At 73.0% G+C, this 15868-nt stretch carries 15 protein-coding genes; 3 read left to right on the top strand and 12 right to left on the bottom strand.

Annotated elements, in window-relative coordinates; genetic code table 11:
* Positions 1–2: 2 nt before the first annotated feature.
* Positions 3–1907 carry a serine/threonine-protein kinase gene (locus tag ACFC0Z_RS19375; protein WP_376439221.1) on the top strand — a complete coding sequence of 635 codons (1905 nt, stop codon included), beginning with the start codon at positions 3–5 and terminating at the stop codon, positions 1905–1907.
* Here ACFC0Z_RS19375 and ACFC0Z_RS19380 read toward each other — a convergent pair.
* Both ACFC0Z_RS19380 and ACFC0Z_RS19385 read right to left on the bottom strand, forming a co-directional pair.
* A complete protein-coding gene (locus ACFC0Z_RS19380) occupies positions 1894–2217 on the bottom strand; it encodes a hypothetical protein (RefSeq protein WP_376439224.1) in 324 nt (107 codons plus the stop codon). The genes ACFC0Z_RS19375 and ACFC0Z_RS19380 overlap by 14 nt on opposite strands.
* On the bottom strand, positions 2217–2825 hold the full coding sequence (locus tag ACFC0Z_RS19385; protein WP_376439226.1) for a DUF6232 family protein: 609 nt from the start codon (positions 2823–2825) through the stop codon (positions 2217–2219). The genes ACFC0Z_RS19380 and ACFC0Z_RS19385 overlap by 1 nt, the downstream gene beginning before the upstream one ends.
* A gap of 191 nt (positions 2826–3016) precedes the next feature.
* On the opposite strand from ACFC0Z_RS19385, the gene ACFC0Z_RS19390 reads away from it, so the two are divergent.
* A complete protein-coding gene (locus ACFC0Z_RS19390; RefSeq protein WP_376439228.1) occupies positions 3017–3847 on the top strand; it encodes an oxidoreductase in 831 nt (276 codons plus the stop codon).
* A gap of 102 nt (positions 3848–3949) precedes the next feature.
* Here ACFC0Z_RS19390 and ACFC0Z_RS19395 read toward each other — a convergent pair whose 3' ends face one another.
* The gene (locus ACFC0Z_RS19395; protein WP_376439231.1) at positions 3950–5233 is read right to left on the bottom strand and encodes an adenylosuccinate synthase; all 1284 of its coding nucleotides are present in this window, start codon (positions 5231–5233) and stop codon (positions 3950–3952) included.
* A gap of 144 nt (positions 5234–5377) precedes the next feature.
* Between ACFC0Z_RS19395 and ACFC0Z_RS19400 the strand changes: the two genes are divergently transcribed.
* Positions 5378–6229: a diacylglycerol kinase family protein gene (locus tag ACFC0Z_RS19400; protein ID WP_376439234.1), complete on the top strand. Its 852-nt coding sequence runs from the start codon at positions 5378–5380 to the stop codon at positions 6227–6229.
* 34 nt (positions 6230–6263) lie between these two features.
* Here ACFC0Z_RS19400 and ACFC0Z_RS19405 read toward each other — a convergent pair whose 3' ends face one another.
* The 9 genes from ACFC0Z_RS19405 to fbaA form a co-directional block, all read right to left on the bottom strand.
* Positions 6264–7469: a cytochrome P450 gene (locus ACFC0Z_RS19405; RefSeq protein WP_376439235.1), complete on the bottom strand. Its 1206-nt coding sequence runs from the start codon at positions 7467–7469 to the stop codon at positions 6264–6266.
* 29 nt (positions 7470–7498) lie between these two features.
* Complete coding sequence (locus ACFC0Z_RS19410) at positions 7499–8161, bottom strand: response regulator (protein WP_376439238.1); 663 nt, start codon at positions 8159–8161, stop codon at positions 7499–7501.
* The gene (locus ACFC0Z_RS19415; protein WP_376439241.1) at positions 8158–9474 is read right to left on the bottom strand and encodes a sensor histidine kinase; all 1317 of its coding nucleotides are present in this window, start codon (positions 9472–9474) and stop codon (positions 8158–8160) included. The genes ACFC0Z_RS19410 and ACFC0Z_RS19415 overlap by 4 nt, the downstream gene beginning before the upstream one ends.
* Positions 9475–9567: 93 nt before the next feature.
* The gene (locus tag ACFC0Z_RS19420; RefSeq protein ID WP_376439244.1) at positions 9568–10434 is read right to left on the bottom strand and encodes an alpha/beta hydrolase; all 867 of its coding nucleotides are present in this window, start codon (positions 10432–10434) and stop codon (positions 9568–9570) included.
* A 102-nt stretch (positions 10435–10536) separates the two neighbouring features.
* Positions 10537–11730, bottom strand: coding sequence for a kynureninase (kynU, locus tag ACFC0Z_RS19425; RefSeq protein WP_376439247.1), 1194 nt, complete (start codon positions 11728–11730; stop codon positions 10537–10539).
* Positions 11723–12583 (bottom strand): tryptophan 2,3-dioxygenase, encoded by an 861-nt coding sequence (locus tag ACFC0Z_RS19430; protein WP_376439249.1) that lies wholly within the window; start codon positions 12581–12583, stop codon positions 11723–11725. Before ACFC0Z_RS19430 ends, kynU begins: the two co-directional genes overlap by 8 nt.
* Positions 12584–12806: 223 nt before the next feature.
* Positions 12807–13220 (bottom strand): DUF3151 domain-containing protein, encoded by a 414-nt coding sequence (locus ACFC0Z_RS19435; protein ID WP_360798852.1) that lies wholly within the window; start codon positions 13218–13220, stop codon positions 12807–12809.
* A 14-nt stretch (positions 13221–13234) separates the two neighbouring features.
* Positions 13235–14689, bottom strand: coding sequence for an MFS transporter (locus tag ACFC0Z_RS19440; RefSeq protein ID WP_376440285.1), 1455 nt, complete (start codon positions 14687–14689; stop codon positions 13235–13237).
* Between the two features lie 150 nt (positions 14690–14839).
* Entirely contained in the window at positions 14840–15862 is a 1023-nt protein-coding gene (gene fbaA, locus ACFC0Z_RS19445; RefSeq protein ID WP_376439252.1) for a class II fructose-bisphosphate aldolase, read from the bottom strand.
* Between the last annotated feature and the right edge of the window lie 6 nt (positions 15863–15868).

A 15868-nucleotide genomic window follows, 5' to 3' on the forward strand; every position in this document is an offset into this window, starting at 1 on the left:
CCGTGGAGCCATTGAACGCGGAAGACCCGGTCGGCATCGGCCCGTTCCGACTCATCGGCCGTCTCGGGGTGGGCGGGATGGGGCGGGTCTTCCTCGCGCGTTCGGCCGGGGGCCGGACCGTCGCCGTGAAGGTGGTGCACGCGGAGCTCGCGGCCCAGGAGGAGTTCCGGCTCCGCTTCGCGCGCGAGGTCGCCGCCCTCGAACGCGTCGGCGGGACCGGCACCGCGCCCGTGCTCGGCTCGGACACCGGCGCGGAGGCGCCGTGGGTGGCCATCGGGTACGTCCCCGGACCCTCGCTGCGGTCCGTCGTCCAGGACGAGTACGGGCCGCTGCCGCCCGCGACCGTGAAGACCCTCGCGTCCGGGCTCGCGCGCGCCCTCGTCCACATCCACGCGGCCGGGCTCGTCCACCGCGACCTCAAGCCGGGCAACGTCCTCCTGACCGTCGACGGGCCCCGGCTCATCGACTTCGGCATCGCCCGCGCCGTCGACACCGTCGCCGAGGGCGGCGGCCTGACCACCACCGGCGCGGTCGTCGGCTCGCCCGGCTTCATGTCGCCCGAGCAGGTCCGCGGGGAGCGGGTGACGCCCGCGTCGGACGTCTTCTGCCTCGGCTCGGTCCTCGCGTACGCGGCGACCGGGCGCTCCCCGTTCGGTACGGCGGACAGCGGCGTCCACGCCCAGATGTTCCGCATCGCGCACGACGAGCCCGACCTGACGGACCTCGCGCCGGAGCTCACCGGGCTGATCCGGGCGTGCCTGGCGAAGGACCCGGCGGCGCGGCCGACGGCGGCGGAGATCGTGGAGACGCTGCCGGTCGCGGACCCGTGGCTGCCGGCGGACGTCCTCGCCCGGCTCGGCCGGCACGCGGCGCGGCTGCTTGAGGCGGAGGGGTACGGCGAGGGGTCCCCGGAGACGTACGGGACCCGCTCCTCCGACACTCCTCCCCCGTCGGCGCCGCCCCTGGGCACCACCGCGGCCGCCTCCCCGTCCCGGCCGCGCCGCCGGGGCCGTACCGCCCTGGTCGCCGCCGTCGCCGCGCTCGTCCTCGCGGGGGCGGGGACGGCCGGGTACGTGTACTGGCCGAAGGGCGGCGACGGCGGCAGCGGCCGGACCGCCGCCGCCGGGAAGGACGCCGGGAAGGGCACCGGGAAGGACACCGGCAAGGCCGCGGGGATCGTCCCGCCCTCGTTCGTCGGCGCCTGGGAGGGCGTCCTGAAGGGCTCGGCGGACATCCCGTACGAGACCCGGCGGATCGAGATCACCCAGGGCCCCCAGGGCGCCAGGACGGCCGTCTACACCCACGTCACCGGCGACCAGCTGTGCATCGGCCGGGCGCCGCTGCTCTCCGCCACCGACGGCGAGCTCGTCCTCGGCGAGGCCGAGATCACCGAGAGCGTCCCCGCCGGGCGCTGCACCCCGGCCGGGCGCCAGACCCTCCGGATGCGCTCGACCGACGTCGTCGAATGGGGCTCCGGCGTCGCCAAGGGCACCTTCCAGCGGACCACGGCCGGGGCGAGCATCGTGCCCCCCGCCTTCGTCGACGGCTGGAAGCAGAACCCGGACGGGATCACCCAGCCCGACCCCGACCGCTTCGTCTACCGCCTGACGATCACCCAGGGCCCCGCGGGCGCGTCGCTCGCGCGCTTCGAGCAGTCGTACCCGCGCACGGACGACCAGGGGAACTACCTGTCCGAGGACGTCCGCTGCGCCACCACCGCGATCGTCGCGGGCGCGGGCACCCTCCTCGTCCTCGGCCCGGAGACCCGCGACCCGGACACCTGGGACCCGGAGTGCGTCGAGAACGGCTCCGGCAACCTGCGGATCACCACCTACAAGGGCAAGGAGCTGCTCCAGCTCTACGGGATGCAGGCGGACGGCGAACCGGTCGACTTCATCCGGGACTGAGGAGCTCGAACGCGATCCGGATCGCGTCCAGGAGCGGCTGGCCGATGGCGCCGAGGTCCGTGGCCAGCGCCCGGAGCGCCACGAGGCCGCCCCGGCGGGCCTCGGGGACGGCGAGGGCGGCCGAGGCGCTGCCGAGGTCGTCGGCGGACTCGGGGGACACCTGGGCGCGCAGGGTCTCGACGAGGACGCGGATCCGCTCCAGCTGCGCTTCGATGTCGGGCGAGCCGTGGTTGTGGTGGTGCACGATGCCCTGGTTGCCCTGGCCGCCGTGCATGTTCACGACGTCGCCGTGGAAGTGGTCTCCGGCCATCACTTGCTCACCCCGGTGTTGCCGGTGCCGCCGTACATGTTCACGGAGTCACCGAAGTAGTAGTTGTCGTAGTTGGTGATGTTCAGCGCGCCCACCCAGGCGGTGAACTCCGCGTCCGGCTTGTCGATCGCGTCGGCGATGTCGCGGACGAGGCCTTCCAGGTGCTCGCGCTTGCCCGTCACGAGGGCCGTGGAGCGGCCGTTGGTCTCGACGGCGAGGACGTGGTGGTTCGGGGCGAAGGCCACCGAGGCCATCTCGGTGAAGTAGTAGATCAACAGGCCGACCGCGATCAGCAGCGCGACCGCCACGAACCCTTCGATGTCCGATCCGCTCGACAGCTCCTCCCCCAGGTACTGGAGGAACAGGAGGACCAGGAGCGTGATCCCGCCCCGCTTGAGGAACCGGCCGACGGCCTCCCCGCGCCGGGGCCTCAGCAGGAAGGTGTGGACGCGGACGATGTTCTCCAGCGGGTACGCGCCTCCGTGCACCCACAGCAGCCGCTTGCTGATGACGAGGCCGCTGCTCGGCAGGGGCGGCGGGGTGGCCGCCGGCTGGGCCCACGGTCTCGGCGGCTTGGGCGGTCTCGGCGGTACGGGCGGTGTGGCCATGCTTCCCCCAGGGCTGGACCCACGACGAATGAACCCCTTATTACGCTCCCGAATCACCGTCCCCACAAGGCGAGTTCAGGCCGACCAGGAAACACCGGCGAAGTCCTTGGACGATCAATACCCTTGCAGGGCAGTCTTGTTGAGTCCGCGAGCACTGCCGCAGCACCCACCCATCACGGGGAGTACCCATCATGAGCAAGGTCTGGCTGATCACCGGCGCCAACAGCGGCTTCGGGCTCGCCTTCGCCGAGGCCGCCCTCGGCGCCGGTGACGTCGTGGTCGCCGCCGCCCGCCGCACCGAGACCCTGGACGGGCTGGTCGCCGCCCACCCCGGCCGGGTCGACGCCGTCGCCCTCGACGTCACCGACACGGCCGCCGTCGACCGGGTCGTGGCCCACACCGTCGAGCGCCACGGCCGCGTCGACGTCCTCGTCAACAACGCGGGCCGCACCCACGTCGGCTCGGTCGAGGAGACAGGTGACGCCGAGCTGCGCTCCCTCTTCGACGTCCACGTCTTCGGCCCCGCCGCCCTCACCCGCGCCGTCCTGCCCCACATGCGCGCCCGCCGCTCCGGTGCGATCGTGCAGCTCAGCAGCGTCGGCGGGCAGATGTCGATGGCCGGGTTCGGCGCCTACAGCGCCACCAAGTTCGCCCTGGAGGGCCTGTCCGAGGCGCTCGCCGCCGAGGTCGGCCCGCTCGGGATCAAGGTCCTGATCGTGGAGCCGGGCGCCTTCCGCACGAGCCTCTTCGGCAACCACAGCCTCAGCGGCGACACCGTCGCCGACTACGCCGACACCGTCGGGGCGACCCGCGCGTACGTCCAGAGCGGCGCCGGCACCCAGGACGGCGACCCGGCGAAGGCCGCGGCGGCCGTCCTCGCCGCGCTCGACGCGGAGGAGACGCCGCTGCGGCTCGCCCTCGGCGACGACGCGATCGACGCGATCCACGCCCACCTGGAGCAGGTCGGGGGCGACCTCGCCGCCTGGGAGAAGGTGGGGCGGGACACCAAGCTGGACGGCTGAACGCGCGAGGGCCCGCGCCCGGCTCGATCGCCGGACGCGGGCCCTCACCCGTACCGCTGGTACCGCTCGTACCGCTGGTGTCGCGGGTACTCCTTACAGGCCTTACAGGAAGGAGTTGATCTCGATCGTCTCGGTGCGGCCGGGGCCGACGCCGATCGCGGAGATCGGGGCGCCCGACATCTCCTCCAGGGCCTTCACGTACGCCTGCGCGTTCTTCGGCAGGTCGGCGAAGGTCTTGGCCTTGGTGATGTCCTCGGACCAGCCCGGCAGCGTCTCGTAGATCGGCTTCGCGTGGTGGAAGTCGCTCTGCGAGTACGGCAGCTCCTCGACGCGCTTGCCGTCGATCTCGTACGCGACGCAGACCGGGATCTCCTCCCAGCCGGTCAGCACGTCGAGCTTGGTGAGGAAGAAGTCGGTCAGGCCGTTCACGCGGGTCGCGTAGCGGGCGATGACCGCGTCGAACCAGCCGCAGCGACGGTCACGGCCGGTGGTGACACCGCGCTCGCCGCCGATGCGGCGCAGCGCCTCGCCGTCCGCGTCGAACAGCTCCGTCGGGAACGGGCCGGCGCCGACGCGGGTCGTGTACGCCTTGAGGATGCCGATGACCCGGCTGATCTTCGTCGGGCCCACGCCGGTGCCGGTGCAGGCGCCGCCCGCGGTCGGGTTCGACGAGGTGACGAAGGGGTACGTGCCGTGGTCGACGTCGAGCAGGGTGCCCTGGCCGCCCTCGAAGAGCACGACCTTGTCCTCGTCGAGCGCGTTGTTGAGGATCAGCGTCGTGTCGGCCACGTACGGCTTGATCTGGTCCGCGTACTGGAGCAGCTCCTCGACGATCTGCTCCGCCTCGATCGCGCGGCGGTTGTAGAGCTTGGCGAGCAGCTGGTTCTTGCCCTCCAGCGCCGCCTCGACCTTCTGGGTGAGGATCGACTCGTCGTACAGGTCCTGGATCCGGACGCCGACGCGGTTGATCTTGTCGGCGTAGGTCGGGCCGATGCCGCGGCCCGTGGTGCCGATCTTGCGCTTGCCGAGGAACCGTTCCGTCACCTTGTCGAGGGTGACGTTGTACGGCGTGATGACGTGAGCGTTACCGCTGATCAGGAGCTTCGACGTGTCGACGCCTCGCTCGTTCAGTCCGCTCAGCTCGGAGAGCAGGACCGCCGGGTCGACGACGACACCGTTTCCGATCACCGGGGTGCACCCCGGCGAGAGGATTCCGGAAGGGAGAAGATGCAGCGCGTACTTCTGGTCACCGACAACGACGGTGTGGCCGGCGTTGTTGCCGCCCTGGTAACGCACGACATAGTCAACGGAACCACCGAGCAGGTCGGTGGCCTTTCCCTTGCCCTCGTCACCCCACTGAGCACCGAGCAGCACAAGTGCGGGCACAGGCGTACACCCCTTCCGGGTGGGGCATGTCCAAGGTCAGGGCGCGTACGCCGCCTGAACCGGTGTGCCCCGGAATAGACGAAGCCCCTGGCGCAATAGCGCAAGGGGCTCTTGCACAAAGATGCTACCCGAGGAAGGACCGAGGTGTCGGATCACGACCAGCTGCTGGTCATCGTCGACCCGGTCGCCCGCCGAAACGACGGCGAGTCCGTGCGGATCGCGAAGGATGTCCTGTCGGCGGGCGCGAAGGCGAAGATCTGCCTGCCGGACGGCCCCGAGGAATTCGCCCGGGCCCTTGCCCGGCGCGGCGCGCGCCGCCCCGTGGTGCTCGGCGACGACCGCGCGCTGCTCCGCGCGGTGGCCCAGCTCCACCGCGAACGCGACCCCTCCGAGCGGGCCCTCGCGCTCGTCCCGATCGGCACGCCGGACACGCTGGAACTCGCCTACGCGCTCGGCGTGCCGCACGCCGTCCCGGCGGCGGCGCGGGCGGCCCTCGACGGGGCCGTGCGCCGGCTCGACCTGCTCGTCGACGACAGCGACGGCCTCGTCCTCGGCGACCTCCTCGTCCCGGCGGCGGCCTCGGCGGCCCGTGCCCCGTCGGTCCGCGCCCCGTCGGTCCGGGGCCTCACCGCGCCGACCTCGTCCGTCTGGGGGACCTGCCGCTCCCTGGTCCGCACCCTGGTCCGCCCGGCGCCGACGGCCCTCGCGGTCCGCACCCACCGGCTGCGGGTGGAGGCCGACGGGGTGCTCCTCGCCGACGTCGACTCCCCGGTGGAGGGCGTCTCGGTCCGCTCCGTCGCCGGTACGGCGGAGGTCACCGTCCACCCCTCGGCCGCCCCGCCCCGCCACGGCACCGCGCACATCCTCACCGTCTCGGGCCCGGACTTCCGCTACCGCGCGGACGGCCGGGTCGCGGGGCCGGTGCGGCGGCGGACATGGACGGTGCGGGCGGGGGCGTGGGGGCTGATGCTCCCCCGGGAGGAGGCGGCGCCGTAGCCGTCCGCGCGGGGAGACCCGTGCGATGCAGGCTCTACACCTCCACCAGCAGGCTCTCGAAGCCCCTGATCACGTACCCCGGCCTCCGCACCGGCTCCTCCGCGAGCCGCAGGCCGGGGGCCCGGCGCAGCAGCTCGCCGAAGACCGCCTCCAGTTCGAGGCGGGCGAGCGGGGCGCCGAGGCAGTAGTGGATGCCCGCGCCGAAGGTGATGTGGGGGTTGTCGGCGCGGGTGAGGTCGAGCGCGTCGGCGGTCGGGCCGAAGCGGGCGGGGTCGCGGTTGGCGGAGCCGAAGAGGAGGGCGACCTCGGAGCCTCGCGGGATCGTGACGCCGCCGACCTCGATGTCGTCGAGGACCCAGCGCTCGAACATCTGGAGCGGGGTGTCGTAGCGCAGAAGTTCTTCCACAGCTGTGGACAACTTTTCGGGACCGGCATCGACGTCCGGGCGCACGGAGTGGCGGAGCAGCGTCCACACGCCGTTGACCGTGGTGTTCACCGTGGCCTCGTGGCCGGCGTTGAGGAGCAGGACGCAGGTGGAGATCATCTCCTGTTCCGTCAGCTCCCCGACCCCGACGAGCGCCGAGATCAGGTCGTCCCCCGGCTCCTTGCGCCGCCGGGCGATCAGCTCCCGCAGGTAGTCGGAGAACTCGATCGAGGCCCGGACCGCGCGCCGGGCCGTCTCCTCCGAGGGGCTGAGCTCGAACATCCCGCAGATCGCCGCCGACCAGGGCCGCAGCATGCCCCGCTCCTCGTCCTCGGCGGGAACGCCGAGCATCTCCGCGATGACGGCGACGGGCAGCGGCTCGGCGACCAGGGCCTGGAGGTCGCCGCCGCCCGCCGCGACCAGCTCCCCGACGAGACCGGCAGCCAGACCACGTACCGTCGGCGCCAGCCGCTCCACCGTCCTCGGCGTGAACGCCTTCGACACCAGCCGCCGGATCCGGGTGTGGTCCCCCGCCTCCAGGTCGAGGAGGCCGTGGTCGTTGAGCGTGTGGAACGGCTCGTACGCGGCGGGCGGCGCCTCGCGCCCGAACTCCTCGTGCGTGAAGCGGTGGGTGTACGTCCGGCCGAGGCGCCGGTCCCGCAGGAGCGCGGACACGTCCTCGTAGTGCGGGATCAGCCACTGGCGGGTGGGCCCGTGCCAGTGGGCGCGGCCGGTGGCCCGGAGGCGGGCGTAGGCGGGGTAGGGGTCGGCGACGAAGGAGGGGGACCAGGGGTCGTAGACGTCGGCAGGTTCCATGACCGGACGCTACCGCCGCCGCAGGCCCCTCACCCCCCGACGCGTACCAGCCCCGTCTCGTACGCGAACACCGCCGCCTGCGTCCGGTCCCGGAGCCCCAGCTTCACCAGGATGCGGCTCACGTGCGTCTTGATGGTCGACTCGGCGACGACCAGGTGCTCGGCGATCTCGACGTTGGACAGGCCCTGCGCGATGAGGACGAGGACCTCCGTCTCGCGCTCCGTGAGCTCCCCCAGCTGCGTCATCGCGGGCGGTTTCAGCGAGGTGCCGGGCGCCTTGGCGAACTCGGTGATCAGCCGCTTCGTGACCGTCGGGGCGAGCAGCGCCTCCCCGGCGGCGACGACCCGGACGCCCTCGGCGAGCTGCCGGGCGGACGCGTCCTTGAGGAGGAAGCCGGAGGCCCCGGCGCGCAGCGCCTGGTACACGTACTCGTCGAGGTCGAAGGTGGTGAGGACGAGGACCTTCGCCTCGGCGTCGGCCGCGACGATCTCGCGGGTGGCGTCGATGCCGTTCAGCTCCGGCATGCGGATGTCCATGAGGACGACGTCGGGACGGAGGGCGGCGACCTGGGCGATGGCCTCGCGGCCGTTGACGGCCTCGCCGACGACCTCGATGTCCGGCATCGCGCCGAGGAGGACGGAGAAGCCCTCGCGGACCATCATCTGGTCGTCGACGATCAGGACGCGGATCACTCGTCGACCGCCTCTCGGCTGCGGGGGATGAAGGCGGCGACCTCGTAGCCGCCGTCGGGCGTCTCCTCGGCGGTCATCTCGCCTCCGAGCATCGTGACACGCTCGCGCATGCCGGTGATGCCGTGCCCGGCTCCGGGGGACGGCTTGGCCAGGCCACGGGCGGGCCCGTTGGCGATCCGCAGGCCGAGACCCCCGAGGACGTAACTGACCTCGACCTTCGCCGCCGCGCCGGGCGCGTGGCGCAGCACGTTCGACAGGGCCTCCTGCACGATCCGGTACGCGGAGAGCTCGACGCCCTGCGGCAGCTCGCGGACCGAGCCGGTGACGGTCTTCTCGACGACGAGCCCGGCCTCGGAGACGTTCCGCACGAGGGTGTCGAGGTCCCCGAGGGTCGGCTGCGGGGCGTCCGGGGCCTCGTAGTCCTCGGCGCGGACGACACCGAGGATGCGGCGGAGCTCGGTGAGCGCGGCCACGGCGTTCTCCCGGATGGTCAGGAACGCCTGCTCCAGCTCCGGCGGCGGGTTCTCGACCCGGTACGGGGCGGCCTCGGCCTGGATCGCGACCACCGACATGTGGTGGGCGACCACGTCGTGCAGCTCACGGGCGATCGTCGTGCGCTCCTCCAGGACGGTCCGCTTGGAGATCTCCTGCGCGGTGACGGTCTGCTGGGCGGAGACGTCACGGGCGGCCTGGCGGCGGGTCTGGACGAGGGTGACGGCGAGGAGGGAGAGGGCGGAGACGAAGAGGAGGGGGATCGAGTCGGAGCCGCCGCCTCCCGCCGCGAGGAACACCTCGGCGACGAACGCGTACCCGGCGGTGCCGATCCACATCCACCCGGCGGTACGGGGATTGGTGCGGGCGGCGACGACGGTGAGGACGACGAGGTGGGCGGCGAAGGACGACGTCGGCCAGGGCCAGCCGCCCCAGTAGAAGCCGAGGGCGGCCATGAACGGGGTCGAGGCGAGGGAGGCCCAGTAGGCGAGGACGGGCCGGACCAGGGTCATGAGCACGATCGCCGGGGGCACGCAGGAGAAGACGAGCCCGGTGAGTCCCGAGCTGTGGGCCCGCTCGTACCCGATCATGAAGACGATGAACGCGAGGCCCGCGACGACCGCGTGCGGGAAGATCCCCGCGTACGGCCGTATCCGCTCCGGCAGCCGTGCCGCCAGCCCGCTCTCCACGTCCATCCGCCCCAGCGGCCGGTACGCGAACGCGTCGTGGAACAGTTCCTGGCGCAGACCGCCGAGAGCCACCTGCACCAGGCGGAACTCGGGGCTGCGGCTCGATTCGGGAGTGGTCTGCGTCTGAGTCACGCGTCAACCGTACGGGGGCACCGCCCCCGGGTCGTCCGGCTCGGTACGGATCCTGGGCCGTCCCCCTTGAGGACTACGCGGAGGCGTCCGGGGCTACCAGGCCAGCTGGGAGAGCTCCTCCGCCGCCACCGCGCACGCGTCCGCCGACGGGTCGATCAGCGGGAAGTGGCCGACCTCCTCCAGGAGCGTGAGGCCCACCTCCTCGCCCGCCTTCGCCGCCGCCTCCGCGTACGCCTCCGCGACCTCGAACGGGACCACGACGTCCTCGCGGCCCTGGACGACCGTCGTCGCGATGCCGGTGGGCAGGAGGAGGGACGGGTCGGCGTGCGGGGCCCGGCCCGCGTAGTCGGCGCCGAGGAGCTGACCGACCGCGCCGCCGCACACGTCCCGTTCCACCGCCCGTTCGAAGTGGGCGATGGGGGCCAGGGCGACGACGCCCCGCAGGGGCGGGGCCGCCGGGAGGCGCCAGGGGGAGCCGGCCGGCAGGACGTGCCGGGCGGCGGCCCAGAGGGCCAGGTGGCCGCCGGCCGAGTGGCCCGTCAGGACCATGCGGGCGGTGTCCGCGCGCGGGAGGTGGGCCGCCGCCAGGTCCGGTACGGCGTCGAGCGCCGCCGCCACGTCGTCGAAGGTCTCCGGCCAGCGGCCGGCCACCGGGGCCGTACCCCCCTGATGGGGGATGTCGCTGCCGCGCCGGTACTCGACGTTGGCCACGGCGAACCCGCGCCGGGCCAGGAAGTCCGCGAAGGGCGTGATGTGCCGCCGGTCGTACGGGGCCCGCCACGCGCCGCCGTGCAGGACGACGACGAGCGGGGCCCTGGTCGCTCCGTCGTCACGCGGGGCGTAGAAGTCGACCACCTGGTCGGGGTGGTCGCCGTACGCGGCGGTGGCGTCCGGGGCGACGGCCGGGTGCGAGAAGGCGGACGCCTCTTCGGCGGCATCGCGCGCGGCGGGGTCCGGCATGCTGTTCCAACCTCTCGGGTACGCGGCCGAATTGGTCCGACCAGACCTGACCTGCGGGGACGGACGGTACCAGGACCGCCGCCCCCGCACGTCGGCTGATGATCAGACCTCCGCGAGCACCTCGGCCAGCGTCCGCGCCGCCCGCTCCGCGTCCGCGAAGCCGACGTACAGCGGGGTGAAGCCGAACCGCAGGATGTCCGGGCGGCGGAGGTCGCCGACCACACCGCGCCGGATCAACTCGTCCATCACGGCCGGGGCGTTCGCGCAGGACAGGGCGACCTGGCTGCCGCGCTCCCCGTGCTCCGCCGGGGTCACCGAGGCGACCGCGCCCTCGGGGACGTACGCCGCCACGCACTCCAGGAAGAAGTCCGTGAGCGCGAGCGACTTCGCCCGGACGTCCTCGATCGCGACCCCGTCCCAGACGTCGAGCGCCGATTCGAGGGCCAGCATGGAGAGGATGTCGGGGGTGCCGACGCGGCCTCGGACCGCGCCCTCGGCCGCCTCGTACCCGGGGGTCATGCCGAACGGGTCCGCGTGCGAGTTCCAGCCCGGCAGCGGCGAGTCGAAGGCGCCCTGGTGGCGCTCGGCCACGTAGAGGTACGCGGGCGAACCCGGGCCGCCGTTCAGGTACTTGTACGTGCAGCCGACCGCGAGGTCCACGCCGTGCGCGTCCAGGCCGACCGGCAGCGCGCCCGCGCTGTGGCACAGGTCCCAGACGGCCAGCGCGCCCGCCGCGTGGAGCGCGGCGGTGATGCCGGGGAGGTCCTGGAGGCGACCCGTCCGGTAGTCGACGTGGTTGACGAGCGCGAGTGCCGTACGGTCACCGGCGGCGGCCGCCATGTCGGCCGGGTCGCAGGGCACGAGGGTGTGACCCGTCATGCGCGCGGCGGACGCCGCGATGTACCCGTCCGTGGGAAAGGTCGTCGCGTCGACGAGGATCTCGTCCCGGCCCTCGCCGGCCAGGCGGGCCGCCGCGACGACCGCCTTGAAGACGTTCACGCTCGTCGAGTCGCCGACCACGATCCGCCCGGGCGCGGCCCCGACGATCGGGGCTATGCGGTCGCCGATCCGCTCCGGCGCGGTCCACCAGCCGGACTCGCCCCAGGAGCGGATGCGCAGCTCGCCCCACTCGCGGGTGATGACGTCGGCCATGCGGGCCGGGACGTGCGCGGGGAGCGCGCCGAGGGAGTTGCCGTCGAGGTAGACGGCGCCGTCCTCGATGGCGAACTTCGCGCGGTGCCCCGCCAGTCCGTCAGCGGCGTCGAGCTCAAGAGCCCGCTTGTCGAGATCAGACATGGCTGCGCGCCGTCCACAGCTCGGGGAACACGTTCTTCTGCGCGCGCTTCTCCAGCCAGGCCACGCCCGCCGAGCCGCCGGTGCCGGTCTTCGAGCCCATCGCGCGGCGGGTCGCCACCAGGTGGTCGTTGCGCCATCGCCAGACGAGTTCGGCGACGTCGCTGAGGGCCTCGCCGAGGCGGACCAGCTCGCCGTTCTGGTCGGCGTCCGCGTAGATCCCGGCCCAGACGGCCTCGACCTCGGGGGACGGCTCGTACCGCTGGGAGAGGTCGCGGGAGAGGACGGACGCCGGGACGGGCAGGCCGCGCCGGGCGAGGAGGCCGAGGACCTCGTCGTACAGGCTGGGCTCGTGGAGCGCCTTCTCCAGCTCCGCGTGGACGCGGGGCGCGCCCCGGTGCGGGACCAGCATGGAGGCGGCCTTGTCGCCGAGCAGGAACTCCATCCGGCGGTACATCGCCGACTGGAAGCCGGAGCCCTCGCCGAGCGCGGCGCGGTAGGCGTTGAACTGGCCGGGGGTGAGCTGGGCCAGCGGACGCCAGGAGTGGTTGAGCGCCTCCAGTTCGCGGACCGAGCGCTTGAGCGCGTCCATCGCGACGGGGACGCGGTCCTCGCGCAGGGCGCGGCTCGCGGTCTCCCACTCGTGGACGATCACCGTGAACCACAGCTCCATGACCTGGGTGGTGACCAGGAAGACCATCTCGCCGGGGTCGTCCGAGCGGAGGTGCTGGAGGTGGGTGAGGACGTCCGCCTGGACGTAGTCCTCGTACGGTGTGGTGCCCGCGAAATCCAGGTTCGGCGCATCGGCGACCGAACCGGTTCCGGTGGCATCGGGAGAACCCTGGAAGGTCGACATTTCTGTCTCCTCGATACGGATGACCAGGTAGCGGTCCGCTCCACCGCGCACGCGCTCGGTCGCGCGTCGCGGGAGCTCCGGTCCCCTCGGGAGGCGTGCTTCGTCGCCCGCCGTCCCATGCGCATCATGACACGATCGGCCCGGCGATGGTCGAACACCCCTTCCCTCGCGCCGAGGGAAGGGGTGTCGGGGTCACGGCGGCGGGGTTCGCCGGCGGAGGACGTCAGCCGAGCGTCTCGGCCGCGGTCTCCGAGGAGTCGCGCAGGAAGGTCGAGCAGCGCTCGTACTCCTCCTTCTCGCCGATCGCCTCGGCGGCGCGGGCGAGGGCGTGCAGCGCGCGCAGGAAGCCGCGGTTCGGCTCGTGCTCCCACGGCACCGGGCCGTGGCCCTTCCAGCCGCTGCGGCGCAGGGCGTCGAGGCCGCGGTGGTAGCCGGTACGGGCGTACGCGTACGACTCGACGACCCGGCCGCCCTCGAAGGCGTCGTCGGCGAGACGCGCCCAGGCGAGCGAGGAGGTCGGGTACTTCGCGGCGACGTCCGCGGGGGCCGTGCCGTTCGCGAGCAGCTCGCGCGGACCCGGGTCGTCGGGCAGGTGGGTGGGGGCCGGTCCCCCCAGGAGGTTCTCGTGGATGGCCATGGGGCCAGTCTGCCTCAGGGCGCCGTTCCCGGGCTTCCCCGCTCCCCCGGATCCAGCGGCGGGGACGTCACCCCGCAGTGCACCCGGCACTCCGGGTGACAGTCCGCCGCGGCCGGGGTGCGCATCGTCGTCCAGGCCAGGGCCGCGCCCACCACGAGGATGCCCGCGCACATCGGCATCGCCCGGCCGAAGGCCTCGTCGAACTCCTCCGCCGAGCGGTACGTCTCCGGGCCCATCCCGGCGAGCAGCGGCAGCGCCGCCACCGCGAGGAGGCCGGCCGCGCGGGCTGCCGCGTTGTTGATGCCGCTCGCGAGCCCCGCCCTGGTCACGTCCACGGAGGCCAGGACGGTCGCCGTCAGCGGCGCGACCAGGGCCGTCATGCCGAGCCCGAGCACCAGGAGGGCGGGCAGCACGTCCCGTACGTACGAGGCGTCGGGGCCGACCCGCAGCATGAGGAGCATCCCCGCGGCGCACAGCAGTGGCCCCACCGTGAGCGGGATCCGGGGGCCGATCCGCTCCCCCAGCTCGCCCGACTTCGCCGAGAGCAGCAGCATGAGGACGGTCGTCGGCAGCAGGGCCGTACCGGCACCGAGCGCCGAGTAGCCGGAGACCACCTGGAGCTGGAGCGCGGCCAGGAAGAAGAAGCCGCCGAACGCCGCGTACACACAGAGGGTGACCAGGTTGACGGCCGTGAAGAGCCGCGAGCGGAACAGCGACGGCGGCGCCATCGCGCGCTCCCCGCGCCGCCGCTCCACCGCCACGAACCCGGCCCCGACGACCACGCCCGCCACCCCGGCCCACCAGGCCGCGCCGATCAGCGCGTACGTCACGAGGCCGAGCGCCGCCGCGCCCAGGACCGCGCCGAGGACGTCGAAGCGGCCGTGCGCGGTCTCGTCCCGCGACTCGGGCACGTGCCGCAGCGCCACCGGCACGCAGAGCGCGGCCAGCGGCACGTTCAGGAAGAACACCCACCGCCAGCCGGGTCCGTCCACCAGCCAGCCGCCGACGAACGGCCCGATCGCCGCGCCCACCCCGCCGAATCCGGACCACAGACCGACGGCCCTGGCCCGGTCGTCGGGGTGGAAGCTCGCCTGGATCAGCGCGAGCGAGCCGGGCGTGAGCAGCGCCCCGCCGACGCCCTGGAGGGCGCGGGCCGCGATGAGGATCCCGGCGTTCGGCGCGAACCCGCAGAGCAGCGAGGCCAGGGCGAACCAGACGACGCCGATCACGTACACCCGCCGCCGCCCGTAGCGGTCGCCGAGCGCCCCGCCGAGCAGGATCAGCCCCGCGAGGGTCAGCATGTAGGCGTTGACGGTCCACTGGAGCGCGCCGAGGTCGGCGTCCAGGTCCTCGCCGATGTGCGGCAGGGCGACGTTGACGACCGTGGAGTCGAGCAGCGCCATCCCGGAGCCGAGGACGGTCGTGAACACGATCCAGCGGCCGGTCCCCGAGCTCAGCCGGATGTCCATGGCGGCCATGACTGCCATGGTCCTCGCGCGGGCGGCCGACCGCACCCTCGCGCGGGGCGGGGTGTCCTCCCGACGTCGCGGGGCGGGGTGTCCTCCCGACATGACGAAGGGCCCGGTACCTGAGAGGTACCGGGCCCTTCGTTTACGGCCTTACTTCAGCTTCGTGCCGGTGGAGCGCAGCGCGGCACACGCCTCGGTGACGCGGACGGCCATGCCGGCCTCGGCCAGCTTGCCCCAGGTGCGCGGGTCGTAGGTGGACTTCACGCCGACCTCGCCGTCGACCTTCAGGACACCGGCGTAGTTGCGGAACATGTGGTCCACGACCGGGCGGGTGAAGGCGTACTGGGTGTCGGTGTCGAGGTTCATCTTCACGACGCCGTTCTCCAGCGCGGTGGCGATCTCCTCGGCCGTCGAGCCCGAGCCGCCGTGGAAGACGAAGTCGAACGGGTCGGCCTTGCCGAACTTCGCGGCGACACCGGCCTGGAGGTCCTTGAGGAGCTCGGGGCGCAGGACGACGTTGCCCGGCTTGTAGACGCCGTGCACGTTGCCGAAGGAGGCGGCGAGCAGGTAGCGGCCCTTCTCGCCCAGGCCCAGGGCCTCGGCGGTGCGGATCGCGTCGTCGACGGTCGTGTACAGCTCGTCGTTGATCTCGTGGCTGACGCCGTCCTCCTCGCCGCCGGTCGGGGTGATCTCGACCTCAAGGATGATCTTGGCGGCGTGGGCCTTCGCGAGCAGCTCCTGGCCGATGGCCAGGTTGTCGGAGAGGGTCTCGGCGGAGCCGTCCCACATGTGGGACTGGAACAGCGGGTTCTCGCCACGGGCGACGCGCTCGGCGGAGATGTCGAGCAGCGGACGGACGTAGCCGTCCAGCTTGTCCTTCGGGCAGTGGTCGGTGTGCAGCGCGACCGTGATGTCGTACTTCGCGGCGACGATGTGCGCGAACTCGGCCAGGGCAACGGCGCCCGTGACCATGTCCTTGTTGTACTGGCCGCCCAGGAACTCGGCTCCACCGGTCGAGATCTGGATGATGCCGTCGCTCTCGGCCTCCGCGAAGCCGCGCAGCGCAGCGTGCAGGGTCTGCGTCGAGGTCACGTTGATGGCCGGGTAGGCGAACTTGCCAGCCTTCGCCCGGTCGAGCATCTCGTTGTAGACCTCGGGGGTTGCGATGGGCATTCGTCC

Origin of the sequence: Streptomyces sp. NPDC056144 (assembly GCF_042264145.1) — a bacterium.
Taxonomy (GTDB): Bacteria; Actinomycetota; Actinomycetes; order Streptomycetales; family Streptomycetaceae; genus Streptomyces.